Origin of the sequence: Streptomyces sp. CB01635 (assembly GCF_002803065.1) — a bacterium.
GTDB lineage: Bacteria > Actinomycetota > Actinomycetes > Streptomycetales > Streptomycetaceae > Streptomyces.
The window spans coordinates 59,193-75,377 of record NZ_NNBL01000016.1 but is presented as its reverse complement, the minus strand read 5'-3'; the positions used below and the strand labels follow the sequence as shown (position 1 = coordinate 75,377).

General features: G+C 68.8%; 15 protein-coding genes and 1 pseudogene. 5 read left to right on the top strand and 11 right to left on the bottom strand.

The genetic code is table 11. The features are described from left to right. The first annotated feature begins 59 nt into the window (after positions 1-59). The 3 genes and pseudogenes from CG723_RS48730 (at position 60) to CG723_RS30555 (ending at position 3,448) form a co-directional block, all read left to right on the top strand. Complete coding sequence (locus CG723_RS48730; protein WP_100596759.1) at positions 60-332, top strand: thiamine pyrophosphate-binding protein; 273 nt, start codon at positions 60-62, stop codon at positions 330-332. 269 nt (positions 333-601) lie between these two features. Further along, a pseudogene (locus CG723_RS30560) lies at positions 602-987 on the top strand (DUF1348 family protein). A gap of 208 nt (positions 988-1,195) precedes the next feature. Next, entirely contained in the window at positions 1,196-3,448 is a 2,253-nt protein-coding gene (locus CG723_RS30555) for an ATP-binding SpoIIE family protein phosphatase (protein WP_159032583.1), read from the top strand. Here CG723_RS30555 and CG723_RS30550 read toward each other — a convergent pair. Then, complete coding sequence (locus tag CG723_RS30550) at positions 3,406-3,870, bottom strand: hypothetical protein (protein ID WP_199841948.1); 465 nt, start codon at positions 3,868-3,870, stop codon at positions 3,406-3,408. The two genes, CG723_RS30555 and CG723_RS30550, sit on opposite strands and share 43 nt — an antisense overlap. Before the next feature lie 184 nt (positions 3,871-4,054). Between CG723_RS30550 and CG723_RS30545 the strand changes: the two genes are divergently transcribed. Together CG723_RS30545 and CG723_RS46475 are read left to right on the top strand one after the other, a co-directional pair. After that, the gene (locus CG723_RS30545) at positions 4,055-4,408 is read left to right on the top strand and encodes a VOC family protein (protein WP_100596839.1); all 354 of its coding nucleotides are present in this window, start codon (positions 4,055-4,057) and stop codon (positions 4,406-4,408) included. 19 nt (positions 4,409-4,427) lie between these two features. Continuing rightward, positions 4,428-4,592 (top strand): hypothetical protein, encoded by a 165-nt coding sequence (locus tag CG723_RS46475; RefSeq protein ID WP_159032582.1) that lies wholly within the window; start codon positions 4,428-4,430, stop codon positions 4,590-4,592. Between the two features lie 444 nt (positions 4,593-5,036). On the opposite strand, the gene CG723_RS30535 is transcribed toward CG723_RS46475, so the two are convergent. The 10 genes from CG723_RS30535 to CG723_RS30490 form a co-directional block, all read right to left on the bottom strand. Continuing rightward, complete coding sequence (locus tag CG723_RS30535; RefSeq protein ID WP_100596756.1) at positions 5,037-5,390, bottom strand: hypothetical protein; 354 nt, start codon at positions 5,388-5,390, stop codon at positions 5,037-5,039. A 110-nt stretch (positions 5,391-5,500) separates the two neighbouring features. Continuing rightward, positions 5,501-6,886, bottom strand: coding sequence for a phosphomannomutase/phosphoglucomutase (locus CG723_RS30530; RefSeq protein ID WP_100596755.1), 1,386 nt, complete (start codon positions 6,884-6,886; stop codon positions 5,501-5,503). Then, positions 6,870-8,492 (bottom strand): glycoside hydrolase family 13 protein, encoded by a 1,623-nt coding sequence (locus CG723_RS30525; protein WP_100596754.1) that lies wholly within the window; start codon positions 8,490-8,492, stop codon positions 6,870-6,872. The genes CG723_RS30530 and CG723_RS30525 overlap by 17 nt, the downstream gene beginning before the upstream one ends. Beyond that, positions 8,489-9,718 (bottom strand): Gfo/Idh/MocA family protein, encoded by a 1,230-nt coding sequence (locus CG723_RS30520; RefSeq protein ID WP_100596753.1) that lies wholly within the window; start codon positions 9,716-9,718, stop codon positions 8,489-8,491. The genes CG723_RS30525 and CG723_RS30520 overlap by 4 nt, the downstream gene beginning before the upstream one ends. Next, positions 9,715-10,794, bottom strand: a complete 1,080-nt coding sequence (locus CG723_RS30515) for a glycoside hydrolase family 130 protein (protein WP_100596752.1) — start codon at positions 10,792-10,794, stop codon at positions 9,715-9,717. The genes CG723_RS30520 and CG723_RS30515 overlap by 4 nt, the downstream gene beginning before the upstream one ends. Positions 10,795-10,799: 5 nt before the next feature. Beyond that, positions 10,800-11,648, bottom strand: coding sequence for a carbohydrate ABC transporter permease (locus CG723_RS30510; RefSeq protein ID WP_100596751.1), 849 nt, complete (start codon positions 11,646-11,648; stop codon positions 10,800-10,802). A gap of 1 nt (position 11,649) precedes the next feature. Then, on the bottom strand, positions 11,650-12,594 hold the full coding sequence (locus tag CG723_RS30505) for a carbohydrate ABC transporter permease (RefSeq protein ID WP_100596750.1): 945 nt from the start codon (positions 12,592-12,594) through the stop codon (positions 11,650-11,652). Next, positions 12,591-13,883 carry an ABC transporter substrate-binding protein gene (locus tag CG723_RS30500; protein WP_100596749.1) on the bottom strand — a complete coding sequence of 431 codons (1,293 nt, stop codon included), beginning with the start codon at positions 13,881-13,883 and terminating at the stop codon, positions 12,591-12,593. Before CG723_RS30500 ends, CG723_RS30505 begins: the two co-directional genes overlap by 4 nt. A 108-nt stretch (positions 13,884-13,991) precedes the next feature. Continuing rightward, positions 13,992-15,011: a LacI family DNA-binding transcriptional regulator gene (locus CG723_RS30495; protein ID WP_100596748.1), complete on the bottom strand. Its 1,020-nt coding sequence runs from the start codon at positions 15,009-15,011 to the stop codon at positions 13,992-13,994. Positions 15,012-15,258: 247 nt separating this feature from the next. Then, entirely contained in the window at positions 15,259-16,143 is an 885-nt protein-coding gene (locus CG723_RS30490; RefSeq protein ID WP_100596747.1) for a helix-turn-helix domain-containing protein, read from the bottom strand. Positions 16,144-16,185 lie beyond the last annotated feature (42 nt).

The window sequence follows — 16,185 nt, the reverse complement described above, 5'->3', positions numbered from 1 at the left end:
TCTAGCGGCCGAGGATCAGAATCAGGGTCTGCGGCCATTCCGGGCGTCGCGACGATGGCATGCGCCCCAAACGCGAAGATTTGCGCCAGCGTAGGACTGGTCGAAGTGCCAGAGCGCCGACCCGTTCGCGCATCGGAAGGGGCCCTCTTGCGGTTACCGTCAGTGACGTCTTCTCTGGAATTCTTCGTCATCATGGAGTGAAGGCGGTGTTCGGGAATCCGGGATCGAACGAACTCTCCTTCCTTACAGGGCGCCCGGACGGCATCCCGTACTACGTGGTTCTCCAGGAGGGCGCCGCGATCGACATCGCCGACGGCTTCGCCCAGTGGTGATCATGGCTGGTCAGCAGGCGGGGCGCTACGCGCTGCCGGTGGGGCCATGCTGACCAACGTCGATCCCGTCAAGCCCGGTGACCCACTGGTGACATGGTCGGGCGAGCCGTTGCGCCCGCAGGACGGCCCCGCGCTGGTCTCCAAAGGCCTGATGCTCGACGACTCGGCGCCCCAGGGCGTGGTGTACCTGTCCGTTCCGCTGGACGACTGGACCGAGCCCGCCGAGGACAGCGGCATCGTGAGCCGCTGCCAGCCCCGCAGGAGTAGTCATGACAGATCAACCGTCCGTGCCTCCTTTCGCGAGGGAAACAGCCATCCAAAAGAGTATGCAGAGGACTCGCGTTGGCGAAATCGCAGGGAGTTTGTCACGGGACGCGAGGAGATTGTCGAGTTTCTGACCCGCAAGTGGGAAAAGGAGCTCGAGTATCGGCTCATCAAGGAGCTCTGTGCATTCGGTGACGATCGCATCGCGGTGCGGTTCGCTTATGAATCACGTGACACCGATGGAAACTGGTTCCGATCCTACGGAAATGAGAACTGGGAGTTCAATCCGGACGGGCTCATGGCCGTGCGGCATGCCTCGATCAACGATGTACCCACCCGTACCACCACCCGTCGGCCGCGGTGCACGGACATGTTGGCTCGCAGGGCGTAGGCCATTGCAGGCCGAGTCGAGCTGGAGGACCACCACTGACCAGTGCTGACCACGGTGCAGCGCGTAGGGGGGCGGAGGGCGCTTTCGACGGCCACACGCGGATCGGCTGTCACAGGGTGCGGTTGCCCACGCCGCAGAAGTTCATCACCCTGGAAGGGGGATCCACGGCCCCAGGATTGTGGGGAAGCGGTGCCAGGAGGTGCCTAGCGTGGCTCACGACAGTTCATTCACCGTGGACGAGAACGGAATAGTCGTCGGCTGGCACCATGAATCAAACCACACCTCACCTGCCTCGGCCCGCGAGATAGTCGGCCAGCCTGTGGGGCTGCTTCTCGGTCGTCTCCTCGATCAGTTCGGCGAATCCCACGCGGGCAACCCAGTGGCATTGCAGCTCCACGCCGAGCGGGAGGGCTCAAATACCGTCATTTCCATTCGAGACGCTGTCTGCGGAAGCCCTATATCGGGGGTCGAAGCCGTCTTCGAAACCGCAGCATTCGAGCAGTCTGCTGCAGGCCTTGAGGCCTACGACACCAATCTGCACGTCTTGCGAAGCAACTCTTCCGCCCTCGCTATGCGCGGCCTCCCGGCAGACCGCGTTCTGGCACACCCGGTTGCAGACCTCGGCTCGCGTCTACCCCTCACACAGCTTCTTGGGCGGGTCCTGAGCGGCAGCGAACCGGCAGTTCACGAGACTGTCCACGGCCACGACGGGCACGGAGGCCGGCAGATCTTCTCTGTCACCGCGTTCAAGCTGCAAGAGGAGCTGCGGACCATCGGCGTCGGCGCCGTGATCCACGACGTCACGGGCCAGGAACGCGCTCAGTCCGCGGTACATCTGCTTGCTCGGGCTGAAGCGGAGATCGGAACCACGCTCGACGCCATGCGCACGTCTCGTGACTTGGCTTCGGTCGCGACTCACGATTTCGCTGACGCCACTTCGGTGGACCTCGTCGATGCAGTCCTGCAAGGAGACGAGGCACCCGCGCCGCCACTATCCATCGACGTACCACTACGGCGAGCCGCTTTCGAATCAACAGGCGACACGCACGCCCTTTACCCGGTGGGAGAGACGAGTCAATTCGTCTCTCCCAGCCCGTACATGCAGGTGCTGACAGACCTTACGCCGCGGCTGCTGGACCCGAAAATCTCAACGTCGGACTGGTTGATGCACGATGCCGCTCGTGCGGGCGCACTGCGGGATGCCGGCATCCATTCGATGATCATTGTTCCCTTGTCCTTCCGCGGGCGTGTGTTGGGGCTGGCCAGTTTCTACCGTGGGCGACGAAACTCCGTTGCTTTCGATACATCCGATGTGGCGTTGGCGAAACAGCTGAGCGCGAAAGCGTCGGCCCACCTGGAGAACGCGCGCTGCTACACGAGGGAGCGCAACACCGCTGTCACGCTGCAGCGCAGTCTGCTGCCGCGGTCCTTCCCCGATCTCTCCGCGGTGAATACAGCGCACTTCTACACGCCTGGGGCCCGGCAGACCGTTTGGTTCGACGTGATCGAGCTCTCTGGGGCGCGGGTCGGGCTCGTTATCGGGCAGGTTTCCCGGCAAGGCCTGAATGAATCCGCCACCATGGGCCGCTTCCGCACCGCTGTGGGCACGCTTGCTGCCCTTGATCTCCCTCCAGATGAACTGCTGGTGCATCTCGACGACGCTGCCCGCTACATCCTCCCGGACCCTGCCTGCCCGCAGGCACTCTCGGGCTCCCTGCGATGCCAGTACGCCGTCTACGATTCCGTGACCGGCGAACTTGCCATCGCCGCCGCCGGGTGGCCGCCGCCTTTGCTGACCTCCCCGGCTGGCAGCGTCACTGAAGTGGACCTGCCGGTCGGCCCGCCCCTGGGGCAGGGGGCAAGTTACGAGTCGCACCGCCAACACATCGCACCGCAGAGCACGCTGACGTTTTACTCCCCGTCGCTGCTGGGCCCGGGGCCCCGCTCAGAAGAACGTATTACCGAGCTACGGCAGGCTGTCGCCCACACTGATGACGGCCCGAAAGCCACCTGCGACAGCATCGTCGAGCGTCTGATGGGCCAACGTGCCGATGACGGCACCGCCATCCTCGTCGCGCAGACGCATCGCCTTCCCGATAGCTGTATTGCTACCTGGACAGTAAGTCGGGAGCCCAGTGCGGTCTCTGCGTGCAGGCGACAGACCAGTCGCCAACTCAGGGACTGGGGCCTGGACTCGCTCGTCTTCACCACGGAGTTGGTCGTCAGCGAACTAGTGACCAACGTGATCAGGCATACCAGCGGTATTCCTACTGTGCGCCTCATACGCGACAGCACGTTGACGATCGAGGTCTCCGATGAAGCCGCAACATCGCCGCATTTGCGTCATGCCCGGGCCCAAGATGAGGACGGGCGCGGCCTGTTGATCGTCGCCTCTCTTGCCCAGCGCTGGGGAACCCGCTACAGGTCGAACGGGAAAATCATCTGGGTTGAAATCGCTTGACAGGGACAAGTAGAGCGCGAGCGCTTCCTGTGAACTGATAAAGCTTTCACTGTGTGGGAGTCGGCCCGCTTGGCCTGGAAGCGCTCCTGGTCCGGGCTGACGGTCATGTCCTGTCGGCCTACGACGGCCCAAGACGGGAGGCTCTTCCACGCCGTGACCTTGGCCTTCTCTGAGAAGGCGGTCGTGGAGGCCGGCCGTTGAGTGACCCTCAGGACGTTCGCCTGGCTTTCCGGCAGGCAGGCGGCGAACACGGGGTGCACCTTGTCACGCCTGCGGTACAGGTCGGTCCCGCTCGTAGTGCCGGTCTGGCAGGGCACTTCGCCAGTAGCCGTGGCGAGGGTGCTGGGGAAGCGGGCGGACAGGGATATGCCGCTCTCGCCGATGTCAGGCATCAGCGCGGATATGAACACCAGGGACTTCACGTCGGGTTGCCTGCGGCAGCTGAGCTGAGCTGAGCTGAGCTGATGACGGCACCGCCGTACGAGTGGCCTGCCAGGACGATAGCCCACCGCAGAGTCCGCCGAGGAGTTGGCGCAGGTCGCACACAACGCCAAGTAGAGGCCCTGGGAACCAGAGGTAAGTCCCATGTCCTGGCAAGATGGCGGCATGGAACGTGTGCTTGGTATCGGTGGGTATTTCATGCGGGCCGACGACCCGGCGGCCCTGAGCGCGTGGTATCGCGACTGCCTGGGCCTGGACGCCGATGAGCACGGCCTGTGGCGTCAGGGAGCCGGGCTGACGGTGTTCGCGACGTTCGAGTCCGAGACCGACTACTTCGGGTCCCGCGCCCAGCAGACAATGCTCAACTTCCGGGTCCGCGACCTGGACGCGATGCTCGCGCAGTTGCGCGCCAAGGGCGCGGACGTGGCCGAGGAAACGCAGGACATGGAGGGTGTCGGTCGATTCGGCTGGGTCACCGATCCTGAGGGCAATCGGGTCGAGCTGTGGCAGCCCGCCTGACCACGTCTTCACGCGGGCGGTGACGGAGTCTTTTACGGCCGTCGGCGGCGTGGTGGGGCACGTGACCGACCCGACGGCGTCCACCGGTGCCGAGGTGACGGCGGTCAGCGCCACCGCGGAACGCGGAGCGAAACTGTTGTGGCTCGGCGCCGCCGAGTTGGGCACCTCGGTGGAGGACGCCTAGGGCCGCTACGACGTAGCCCTGGAGTCGGTCGGCGGCAGGCACCAGGCTGCCGGCGGCCCTGGCGCGGCCGGCCCTGGGCGGCCGTCTGGTGTGGTTCGGCCAGGCAGCCGCGAACCCTTCACTCTCGACTTCTTCGATTCCTTCGCCGGCCCCGTTCAGGCCCACCTCACGCATTTCGACTACACCACCTCGGAAGTGACCTACGGCCAGACCCGGCCGCCCTGGTTCGTCTGGTCGCCGCCGGCCGGCTCCACCCCGAGGTCGGCACCGTGCGCGACTGGCGCCGCACTGCTGAGGTCATCGCTGACCTGCGCGGCCGGAAGGTCCGCGGCAACGCGGTTCTGAACCGTCGCCTGACGAACCGGCAGTCTCTTCTGAACGAGGCTCTGATCATGAGGGGCCATCCTGATCGAGAGGCCGAATGGGGGGAGAACCTGTAGGCCCTCACACGTCGGACCACTGGTATCCCTCGCCGTAGTTGTGCCAACCCCGGAAGAACCATCCGGCCAGATCGCTGATTCGTTCAGTGCAGTCTTCGTAGTAGGCCGCGGGGGTCGGTCTGGGAAAGTTCGGATGTGAGGTCCAGACCGGTACCCACGTCGCGATCTCATAGAACCCTTCGGCCAGCCATCGATCGAGCTTCTCGCTGCCCTGGGAGCACTCGCAGGCGGTCCGCATCGCCCGCTCGAGACGGCTGAAGGCAGTCCGATCCCACTCCAGATCCCCACGCAACCGCAGCAGGAAGCTTCCTTCCTCTGCCTCGAACTCCCGTCTCAGAACCTCGATGACCTCGTCCACGAACGAGACTATGACCGCACGGCTCAGGCCGGTGCCGCAGTTGCCGCTTCCTGACCAGGGGCGGCCGGCGGTTCTGCGATACCGATGAGCTTCGCCATGACTTCGCAGGCTCAGGCGCGGATCGTCGCCAGTACCTCGTCTCGCAGGGCGCGCATCGCCGACTCGGTCGGGGCTTCGACGTTGAGTCGCAGCAGCGGCTCCGTGTTCGAGGGGCGGACGTTGAACCACCAGTCGGTTCCGCTGACGGTCAGGCCGTCGAGGTCGTCGAGCGTCACGTCCGGGCGGGTGCTCCATGCCGCGCGCACCGCCGCGGTGCGCGCGCTCGGGTCGCCAACGGCGGAGTTGATCTCACCAGAGGCGGCGTAGCGCTCGAAGCTGCTGGTCAGGTCGGACAGCGGGGTGTTCTGCGTGCCCAGGGCGGCGAGGACGTGGAGGGCCGCGAGCATGCCGGTGTCGGCGTTCCAGAAGTCGCGGAAGTAGTAGTGGGCGGAGTGCTCGCCGCCGAAGACGGCGCCCGCGCGGGCCATTTCCCGCTTGATGAAGGAGTGGCCGACGCGGGTGCGGACCGGTGTGCCGCCCGCCTCGCGGATCACCTCCGGCACCGTGCGGGAGGTGATGAGGTTGTGGATGACGGTGGCCCCGGGGTGCCGCGCCAGTTCCCGCGAGGCGACCAGCGCGGTGACAGCGGAGGGTGAGACCGGGTCGCCGTTCTCGTCGACGACGAAGCAGCGGTCCGCGTCGCCGTCGAAGGCGATACCGATGTCGGCGCCCTCGGCGCGCACGCGTGCCTGCAGGTCGACGATGTTGGCGGGGTCCAGCGGATTGGCCTCGTGGTTGGGGAACGTACCGTCCAGCTCGAAGTACATCGGGACGATGTCCAGCGGCAGACCGGCGAGGACCGTCGGCACGGTGTGCCCGCCCATGCCGTTGCCGGCGTCGACCACGACCTTCAGCGGGCGGATCGCCGACAGGTCCACGAGAGAGTGCAGGTACGTCGCGTAGTCGGCGAGGGTGTCCCTGGTGGTGACGGCGCCCGTCCGGTCGGCCGTCGCCGGGGCGCCGTTGTCCGTCCATTCTTCGACCAAGGTGCGGATCTCGGCGAGGCCCGTGTCCTGGCCGACCGGTTCGGCGGCGGCGCGGCACATCTTGATGCCGTTGTACTGGGCCGGGTTGTGCGAGGCCGTGAACATCGCGCCGGGGAGGCCGAGAGAGCCGGACGCGTAGTACAGCTGGTCCGTCGAGCAGAGGCCGATCTCGGTGACGTCGGCGCCCTGCGCGGTCGCGCCGCGGGCGAAGGCGCGGGCCAGGCCGGGGGACGAGGGACGCATGTCATGGCCCGTCACGATCGCGTCCGCGCCGGTGACCTGGACGAACGCGGCGCCGAAGAGCTCGGCCGTCACCTCGCCCCACTGGTCGGGGACCACGCCCCGCACGTCGTACGCCTTGACGAGTCCGGACAGGTCGGTGCGGTGCGTCGCGTCAGTCGCGCGTGTCATCGGTGTCGCTTTCGGCGAGATGGGCGGGGGCGGTCGGGTCGAGAAGCCACAGCGCGGTGTCGGGCGGCAACGTGTCGCCGTCGAACGGTCCACTGCGGAGCGTCGCCCGGCCGGGCAGACCGAGTGAGGTGAGGCGCAGGGGCTCGGCGCCCAGGTTGACGAGGCAGACCAGCGCGCCGCGGCGGAAGGCGAGGTACGGGGCGTCGGGTGCGGACAGCCAGGTCGGCGGGGCCGTCGGGTCCGGTGCCGGATGGGTGCGGCGGATCCGCAGTGCCGCCCGGTACAGGGCGAGCGTCGAGTCGGGGTCCCGCTGCTGCGCGGCGACAGTCAGGCCCGACCAGTCGTCCGGCTGGGGCAGCCAGGTGCGGTCGGGCGCCACGGTGCTGAATCCGTACGGTGCGTGCTCACCGGTCCACGGCAGCGGCACACGCGCGCCGTCACGCCCGCGCTCCGTGCGACCCGAGCGTTCCCACAGAGGGTCGAGGATGCGGTCGATGGGTACGTCGGCCTGCGGCAGTCCCAGCTCCTCGCCCTGAAAGAGGTACGCGGAGCCGGGCAGGGCCAGCATCAGCAGCGCGGCCGCACGGGCGCGCGCCAGGGAGCCGTGCCGGGTGACCGGGCGGACCGCGTCGTGACTGGAGAGCAGCCAGGTGACCGCGCTGCCCGGCACGGCGAACGAGCCGTCGACGACCCGGCGCAGCTCCGCTGCCTCCCAAGGTGCCTCCAGGAAGGCGAAGTTGAAGGCCTGGTGCATCTCGTCGGGCCGGATGTAGCGGCTGAGGCGGGCAGGGTCGAAGACGGCGGACTCGGCGACCATCACCCGGTCCTGGGGCGCCGCCGCGCCGGCGGGTGCGGGATGGGTGTCCAGCAGGGCCCGCCATTCGCGGTAGAGCGGGTGCAGCTCCTCCTGGTCGTAGTACGGCATCAGGTGGTTGCGCAGCGGGTCGGTGTGCTGGCCGGGGCCCGCGTCGGGCAGCCCTTCCGCCTTGAACAGGGCGTGGGCGACGTCCACGCGGAAGCCGTCCACGCCGTGGTCGAGCCAGTGCCGCAGTACCTCGGTGAAGGCGCTCTGCACTTTGGGGTTGCGCCAGTTGAGGTCGGGCTGCTCGGCGGCGTGGAGGTGGCAGTACCACTCGCCGTCCGCGACCCGGGTCCAGGCGGGGCCGCCGAACGCCGACTGCCAGTCGTTGGGCGGCAGTTCGCCGTCCGCGCCACGGCCGGGTCGGAACAGGTACATCTCCCGCTCCGCCGAACCGGGCCCCGCGGCCAGAGCCTCCTGGAACCAGGGGTGCTGGTCGGAGGTGTGGTTCGGCACCAGGTCGATGATGAATCTGAGGCCCAACTCATGTGCACGGGAAATCAGTTGGGTGACGTCGTCGTCCGTTCCCAGGTCCGATGCCACGCCGGTGTAATCCGCGATGTCGTAGCCGCCGTCGGCCAGTGGCGACGGGTAGAACGGGGTGCACCACACGGCGTCCGCGCCCAGATCCTTGATGTGCTCAAGGCGTTCTGTCAGGCCCGGCAGGTCGCCGATCCCGTCGCCGTCCGAGTCGGCGAAGGCGCGCGGGTAGACCTCGTAGCAGACCGTGTCCTGCCACCAGCTCATGCGGAGGCTCCCTCGGAGACGGTCAGGTCGGGGGAGGGGACGCCCTGTTCGGTGCCGGTGGAGGCGGCGAGGGTGGCCGCCTCGGCGACGGCGACCGCGGCGAATCCGCTGACGGCGTCCGCGACCGGCGGCGTGTCCTCTCGGACGGCCCGGACCAGATCGGCCATCGCGGCACGCACGCTCTGCGCGTACACGTACGGCTTGCGGGCCTCGCCGCCCAGGTCGAGGACGGCGGTGACGTGGTGCGGGACCGTGCGCTGTTCGCCGCGCCCTCGGGCCGGGGCGGCGGAGCCGGCGTCACGCTCGACGCGGACGGTGATCCGCTCCTCGCCGTGCGGCCGGAAGCCGTCGACGGACAGCAACTCGCACAGTCTGTCAGGTAGTTGCTCCCAGCGGCGGGCGCCCTCCTCGTCGGTCCACGCCGAGATCTTCGCCTGCACGGGGATCCAGCCGCTGATCCGCGTCTCGGCGAACCCGTGGTCCAGACGCATGAGTTGACGCTCGGCACGGTGGGCGTGCGTGAAGGAGTGCAGATGGGAGGCGAGGACGCCGCCGGGGTGGACGACGTCGGCGCTCACCATGTCGACCGGGCCTCCGGGCCGGGCCACGGCGGTCGCCCGCACGCTGACCGGGTCCGAGCCCAGGAGTGCGCGGGCGGCGTCGAAGAAGTGGACACCGTGCTCGACGAAGATGCCGCCGCTGTGTGCCGGGTCCCAGAACCAGTGGTCCGGGCCCAGGTCCTCGTCGGAGGCGTCGTTCTCGAACAGGAACCGGCGCGGGGGCGCGAGCAGTCCCCGCTCGGTGAGGTGTCGCACGGCCCGCAGCAGCGGGTTGTAGCGCAGCACGTGGTCCACGACCAGGACGCGCCCGGCGAGCCGCGCCTCGTGGGCGACCGCCGAGGCGTCCTCGGTCGTGGTGGCGAGAGGCTTCTCGCAGAAGACATGGCGCCCCGCACCCAGCGCGGTGATGGCCATCGCGGCGTGAGTGGCGGGCGGTGTGGCGATCAGCACGGCCGCCACGTCGTCCCGTTCGAGGAGCTCGTCGAGGGAAGCCAGCGCCGGGACGCCGTGCCGCGCGCCGAGCCGCTCGGCGCGTTCGCGCGAGGGGTCGGCGACGGCCGCAAGGTGCAGGCCGGGCAGGTCCGCGACGGCGTCCAGGACGAACTCGGCGAACCCGCCGCAGCCGACCAGGCCGACTCCGAGAGGTGCGGGGGCGCCGCCGGTCATGCCGTGCGCTCCAGGAGGGCGACGCCGATGTGCGCGTCGGCCATGCCGTAGAAGACGTAGAGCTTGCCGTCGATCTCTTCGATGGCCGTCGGGAAGACGACGTTCGGGACGGTGCCCGAGATCTCCTCCTCGGTCTCCGGGGCCATGAGCGGCTTGTCGGAGCGTGCGAGCACCTTCGACGGGTCGGCCGGGTCGAGGATCATCGCGCCGGCGGCGTACGACACCTTCTGGTTCTGCGCCCACGGGTCTTCGATGGATCCGGAGACACCGTGGTGGATGAGCAGCCAGCCCTCGGGCACGCGGATCGGGGCCGGGCCGCCGCCGATCTTCAGGGACTCCCACGGGAACTCGGACAGAGCCAGCAGGCGGTGGTCACGCGGGCGGGTCAGGGCGCGGATGTCGGCCTCGACCTCGGCGACCGGAACGTACGAGATCCAGATGCCGGGACGCTCGTCGGTGACACCGGCGGGCAGGTGCACGCCCTCGCCCGGACGGAACCAGCCCAGGTCCCACATCGGACGGTGCAGCATCGCGTACGCCATCTCGCCGTCCGGGCCCGGGACGGGCTCGGGGAAGTGGACGACGTCCTTGTTCGGGAAGAGGTTGAGGTCGGTGTCCAGGTCTGCCTGGTACTGGAACTGGACCGGCCCGAGGCGGGTCCAGTCGGTGAGGTTCTCGGAGACGGCGAGCGCCGGCTTCGGGCCGAGCGGGCCGTAGGCGACGTAACTCATGACGTGCTTGCCGAGCGAGGGGACCCAGGTGATGCGGGGGTCCTCGACGCCGGCGTTGTTCTTGCCGCGCTCCCAGCCCTCGTCGGGGGAGAGGACGACGCCGCGGCGCTCGACGGCGCCGGGGACGCCCGTCTCGTCGAAGGTGACCTCGGCGAGGCCGACGCGGGAGACATTGCCCTCGGCGACCAGGCGCGGCAGCAGGTGCAGCGTGCCGTCCGGGGTGCGGCCGGAGGCGGGGTTCAGGACCCCCTCGACCTCGTTCGCCTCACCGGCCAGGGGGGACATGACCACGCCCTTGCGCACCATGCGGTAGGGGATGTCGGTGGCGACGGTGGTGTTGCTCATGGCGATTAGCCCTTTACTCCGGAGTCGATGTCGGTAGAGGTGAAGTGGCGCTGGAACAGGAGGAACAGGGCCACCGCGGGGACGGCCAGCACACATGCGCCGGCCAGCAGGGCACCGGCCGGGTTGGCGACCGTGCCCTGGAGGTTGGAGAGGAAGCTGGCCAGCGAGACGGCCAGCGGCTGCATGTCGGCGTTCTTGGTGACCAGGAACGGCCACAGGAACTCGTTCCACGGCCCGATGAACGTCAGCAGCAGCGCGGTCAGCACCGCCGGACGTGCCATCGGCAGCGCGATCTGCCACAGGATCCGCAGCTCGCTCGCCCCGTCGATCCGCGCCGCCTCGAAGAGGGACTGCGGCAGCTGGGAGAAGAACTGGCGGAAGAGGAACACAGCCGTCGAGTTGATCGCGAACGGCAGGATCATGCCGAGGTAGTTGTCGCCGAGCCCGTAGTCGCGGACGACGAGCACGTACAACGGCAGTGTGAGCAGCTGGAACGGGATCATCTGTACGAGGAGCAGTGCGGCGAAGACGGCGCCCTTGCCGCGGAAGCGCAGCTGGGCGAGCGCGTAGCCGGCGAGTACGCCGAAGACGAGCGTGCAGACCAGGACACCGATGGTCATGATCCCCGAGTTGAGCAGGGAACGGCCCAGCGAGATCGCGCCGTTGACGGCCGTGTAGTTGGCGCCGGTCAGCCCGGACGGGACCGCGGCGGACAGATCACCGACCGTCGTCCCGCGCAGCGAGCCGACGACCATGTAGTAGAAGGGGAACAGGAAGGCGACCGCACCGAGCGACAGCAGGACGTAGCGGACCGCGCTCCCGCCGCGGTGGCGGGTCTCCAGGGTGTCACTCATGTCAGTTGCCCCTCTCGGCGAGCTTGCGGGCGGCGAGCGAGACGACCATGACGAACGCGACGAGGACGACGCCGAGCGCGGCCGCGAAGTCGGGGTGCCCCTGCTCGATGCCCTTCTGGTACATCAGCAGCACCGGCGAGGTGGAGGCGTGGTCGGGACCGCCGCCCCCGGTCAGCAGATACGGCTCGCTGAACAGGTTGGCGCCGGTGATGATCGCGTAGATCACGACGAGCGTCGTCGCCGGACGCACACCGGGCACGGTCACCGAGAAGAACTGCCGCACGCGGCCCGCGCCGTCCATGGCGGACGCCTCGTACAGCTCCTTGCCGACGTTCTGCAGCGAAGCCAGGTACAGCATCACGAAGAAGCCGAGCTGCTTCCAGGTCACGAAGACGGCAATCATCGGCATCGCGAGATGCGAGTTCACCAGCCACGACGGGTCGGGAGCGTGCGAGCCCAGCAGGTGGTTGACGAACCCGTCCGAGCCGAACAGGAACTGCCACACAGCGACCAGCGCGACGCTCGCGGTCACGTAGGGGAGGTAGAACGCGGCGCGGAAGAACGCGCGGCCCCGTATCTTCGCGTTCAGTGCCGTGGCCAGGACCAGCGAGACGCCCACGGTGAGCGGCACGTTGATGACCAGGAAGATCACGATGTTGAGGAAGGCCCGGCCGACCACGGGATCGGTGAAGACGTCCTTGTAGTTCGACAGGCCCACCCATGGCGAGTCGACGTCGGTGCCCGGAGCCGTGAAGTAGAAGCGGTGGAAGGAGATCCACACCGTGTAGACCAGCGGGACGGCGAAGACCACCACGAGGAACAGCACGTACGGCGACACGAACAGGGCGCCGACACGGGACAGGCCACGGGCCTTGCGCGGACCCTCCCGCCGGGCGGGAGCGCTGTCCCTGACGGCGGCGGGCGCTGACTGGAGATTCACGCTCATGACGGGTCCCCGTACTCGTTCAGCAGGTCGGTGATCTCGGATGAGGCGTTGCGCAGACCCGACGGTGTGGACTCCCGGCCGAAGACGACCGACTTCGTCCACTCGTCGCGGAAGGTCTGCCAGATGTCGATGGAGCCCGGCACGTTGGGCACCTCGACGACGCGCTCCGCCTGGTCGGCGAAGGCCTTGTACGTCGGGTGCGCCTTGAAGTAGCCGGCGTACTTCTCGGTCAGGTGCTCGCGCATCGGCATCTGCCCGGTCGTCTCGAGGAACTTCCCGTCCTGGCCGGCGGAGCTCGCGAACTTGAGCACGTCCCAGGCCGTGGCCCGGTTCTTGCAGGAGCTGAACATCGCCGCTGACTTCTCGTCGCTGAACGAGTGCTTGTCCGAGCCGCCGTCCGCGGTCGGGACCGGCGCGACACCGATGTCCACGCTGTTCTTGTACGCGGCGAGGGCCCAGGGACCGACCGTGGCCATCGCGGCCTTGCCGTCGTTGAGCGAATCGCCCGGGTAGGCCTCCTGCGGCGCCAGCTTCTCGGCGTAGAGCTTGCGCCAGAACCCCGCGACCTGGCGGCCCGCGGACGAGTCGAACTGCGGCTTGCCGTCCTCGATCAGCTGCTTGCCGCCGCTCTGCGCGGCGAAGGCCGGGTAGAAGTCGTACCAGGGCTGGAAGAAGTCGCTGCTGGGAGACGGCCAGATCGCCGCCTTCGCGGCGCCGCTGTGCACGAGCTTGCGCGACGTGTCGAGGAACTCCTTGTACGTCGCGAGCTTGGGGTGCTCCGCGTCCAGACCTGCCTTTGCGAAGAGCTTCTTGTTGTAGAGGATCATGACGGGGTTGCTCTTCCAGGGCAGCTGGTAGAACTTGCCGTCCGTCGACCGGTACTGGTCCGTGAGGGAGCCACCGCGCTCGGTGATGTACTTCTCGCCGTCCGGGAAGTCACTGAGGGACACGAGCCCGTTCTGCTTCTGGAACGTCGGCACCGCCGCGGGCGAGGTGTTGAAGGCGAGACAGGCCGTCGTCCCCGCGATGATCGAAGCGCTGATGGCCTCCTCGGACGTCTTGCCTGCCGGGATCTGCTGCGCTGTCACGTGCTGGTCGGGATGGCGCTCGTTCCACGAGGCGACCATGGCCTTGCCCCACTGGACCTCTTGCGCGTTGTTGGAAAGCCAGACCGTGATCGGACCGCGCGCGTCAGCGGCGGCGGCCGGATCCGGAGCCGACCGGCCGCAGGCTGTCGCCGTGCCCGCGAGTGCGAGCACGAGCAGCGCGTACGCCGTTCTCCTCAGCATGATTGATCTCCGAACTGTTCACGCGCGGCCTCGTCGCCGAGCGGAATTTCCGGTCGGCGCCAGCGCGACCGGTGCTTGGTCCCTGCGTGCGGGAGTGCGGTCCCCGCGTCACTCGCGGGGCACGGGCCCGATCGACGCGCGGGGCACGAACTGGGCGGGCGGCAGCTCTACGTGTGCCGCGGTGCCGAGGGCGATCACCGCGTCCAGGGCGCGGGCCGCCGCCTCTCCCCAGCCGCGGGCGTCCGCGCGGGCGGAGGCGAGCGGCGGGTAGCTGTACCGAGTCAGGGGAGCGTCGTCGTAGCCGACCACCGACAGCTGATCGGGGACGCGGACGCCCAGCTCCTGGGCGACCGAGAGCCCGGCCATCGCGGCGAGATCGTTGCCGTAGACGATCGCGGTCGGGGGCTCGGGGAGCGTGAGCAGCTCCCGCGTGGCCCGGGCGCCGCCCTCAGGGCTGAACCCGCCGGGCAGCACCGGTCCTGCGGGCAGACCGAGCGTGCCCAGCGTCCGTTCCCAGGCCGTCCGGCGCCGGTGGGCGTGCCGCAGTTCCTGGGGGCCCTCGACGTGGGCGATGCGCCGGTGTCCCAGGTCCGCGAGCCGGCGGATCGCGTCGGCGTAGGCGGGCTCGTCGTCCAGGCTCACCGCCGTCAGACCGCCGCCCCACTCGGGCTGGCCCACCACGACGGCGGGCAGACCGAGTTCGCGCATGAGCGGGGGACGCGGGTCGTCGCGGCGCAGGTCGGTCAGGAGGACACCGTCCACCTGCCGCTGTGCGGCAAGGCGCTCGTACACGCCCTGCTCGTGCTCGGGGGTGGTCACGTGCACCATGAGCCCGTCGCCGCGCTGCCCGATGACGGCTTCGACGCCGGCGATGAACGCCGGGAAGAACGGGTCAGCCCCGATCTGCTCCGCCTCGCGGGCCAGAACCAGACCGAAGGCTCCGGCCTTGCCCAGGGAGAGGCCGCGTGCCTGATGGCTCGGCGTCCAGCCGAGGTCGGCGGCGGCCGCGAGAACCCGGGCCTTGGTTTCCCCCGCGATGCCGGGCCGGTCGTTGAGCGCGAAGGAGACGGTGGCGCGCGAGACGCCCGCACGCTGTGCGACATCCGCGATGGTGGGCTTGCGTGCCATGGTGCTGGACTCCCTGGGTGCGGCCTTGGACGAGCCGGAGCGCGACGAACCGTCCAGCTGACACGGGACGCTGGTCCGCAACCAGTCCTTAAACCGGTTTGAGTCGCTGAACGAGGCCGACTAAACCGGTTTGAACGTCGGGGGTCAAGGGGGCGGCGGATGTGATCTGTGTCGTTCTCCGGGTTCGCGCGCTGCCTCTGGAGCGGGAGCCGTCCCGGCGAGCGCCTCGCGTACGCGTCCGCCGGGGTTACGTTCCGCGGAACGCTCCCGGCGTCATGCCCGTCCGCAGCCGGAAGAACTTCGTGAAGTCGCTCGCGTCCGTGAACCCGAGCCGGACGGTGACCTTCTTCGCTGTCAGGCCGCTGTGCTGCAACAGGCGCTTGGCCTCCAGAAGGACCCGGTCGTCGACGTACTGCTTGGCCGTGCGTCCCGTCGCGGCGAGCGTGGCCCGGGTCAGCGTGCGCGTGCTGTAGCCGAGCGCCGCCGCGTAGTCCTCGACGCGCCGCGTCACCGCGTGGTCCCGCTCGACGGCCGCGTGAAAGCGACGGAACGTCTCCGACGCGGTGGTCGGCCGCGGCGCCGGGCCGCGCGCCTGCGCGAGCCGCACCACGAGCACGGACACCAGCGCGCGGAGCACCTCGGTATGTGCCTGGAGGGGGAGCGAGGCCATCGCCCCGTACTCGTAGACGAGATGGTCGAGCGCCCGGCGAACGCCTTCCGCGTCCGAGCCATCGAGGACCGACGGGCGCTGTTCGTACGGCGGATCCATGTGTGCCGCCGAAACGGTCGCCGGCGGCAGGAAGCCGGGCTGGAACAGCACGATCACCCCGTCCGCCGCCACCAGGTCGGGGCCGAACCGCTGCACCTGCCCCGGCCGGATCCACAGCCACGACCCGGGCCTCAGCTCGTGTTCGACGAAGTCGACCCACATGCGCAGCGGCCGTTCACGGGCGCCGATCAGCTGGTGGAAGGCGGGGCGCAGGGGCGCGTACGGGTCGTTGCCGTGGCGCCGCGAGCGTTCGAGCAGGTCGGCGAGTTCCATCACCTCGACTCCGGCCGGTGCGCCCACGGCCGGGGTGTACTCCAGGTCCCTGACGTCGGGGCGCCCTGCAGGGTGTCCGTTTTTCCCCATCGATGGTCCCGAGGGTACCGCTGCCGCGTCCAGATCGCTCAG

Excerpts from the sequence above, each read along its gene's own strand:
- CG723_RS30525 (WP_100596754.1), bottom strand. The coding sequence starts at position 8,492 with ATGAGCTGGTGGCAGGACACGGTCTGCTACGAGGTCTACCCGCGCGCC.
- CG723_RS30495 (WP_100596748.1), bottom strand. The coding sequence starts at position 15,011 with ATGGCACGCAAGCCCACCATCGCGGATGTCGCACAGCGTGCGGGCGTC.
- CG723_RS30515 (WP_100596752.1), bottom strand. The coding sequence starts at position 10,794 with ATGAGCAACACCACCGTCGCCACCGACATCCCCTACCGCATGGTGCGC.
- CG723_RS30545 (WP_100596839.1), top strand. The coding sequence starts at position 4,055 with ATGGAACGTGTGCTTGGTATCGGTGGGTATTTCATGCGGGCCGACGAC.
- CG723_RS30505 (WP_100596750.1), bottom strand. The coding sequence starts at position 12,594 with ATGAGCGTGAATCTCCAGTCAGCGCCCGCCGCCGTCAGGGACAGCGCT.
- CG723_RS30510 (WP_100596751.1), bottom strand. The coding sequence starts at position 11,648 with ATGAGTGACACCCTGGAGACCCGCCACCGCGGCGGGAGCGCGGTCCGC.
- CG723_RS30530 (WP_100596755.1), bottom strand. The coding sequence starts at position 6,886 with ATGACACGCGCGACTGACGCGACGCACCGCACCGACCTGTCCGGACTC.
- CG723_RS30520 (WP_100596753.1), bottom strand. The coding sequence starts at position 9,718 with ATGACCGGCGGCGCCCCCGCACCTCTCGGAGTCGGCCTGGTCGGCTGC.
- CG723_RS30500 (WP_100596749.1), bottom strand. The coding sequence starts at position 13,883 with ATGCTGAGGAGAACGGCGTACGCGCTGCTCGTGCTCGCACTCGCGGGC.
- CG723_RS30490 (WP_100596747.1), bottom strand. The coding sequence starts at position 16,143 with ATGGGGAAAAACGGACACCCTGCAGGGCGCCCCGACGTCAGGGACCTG.
- CG723_RS48730 (WP_100596759.1), top strand. The coding sequence starts at position 60 with ATGCGCCCCAAACGCGAAGATTTGCGCCAGCGTAGGACTGGTCGAAGT.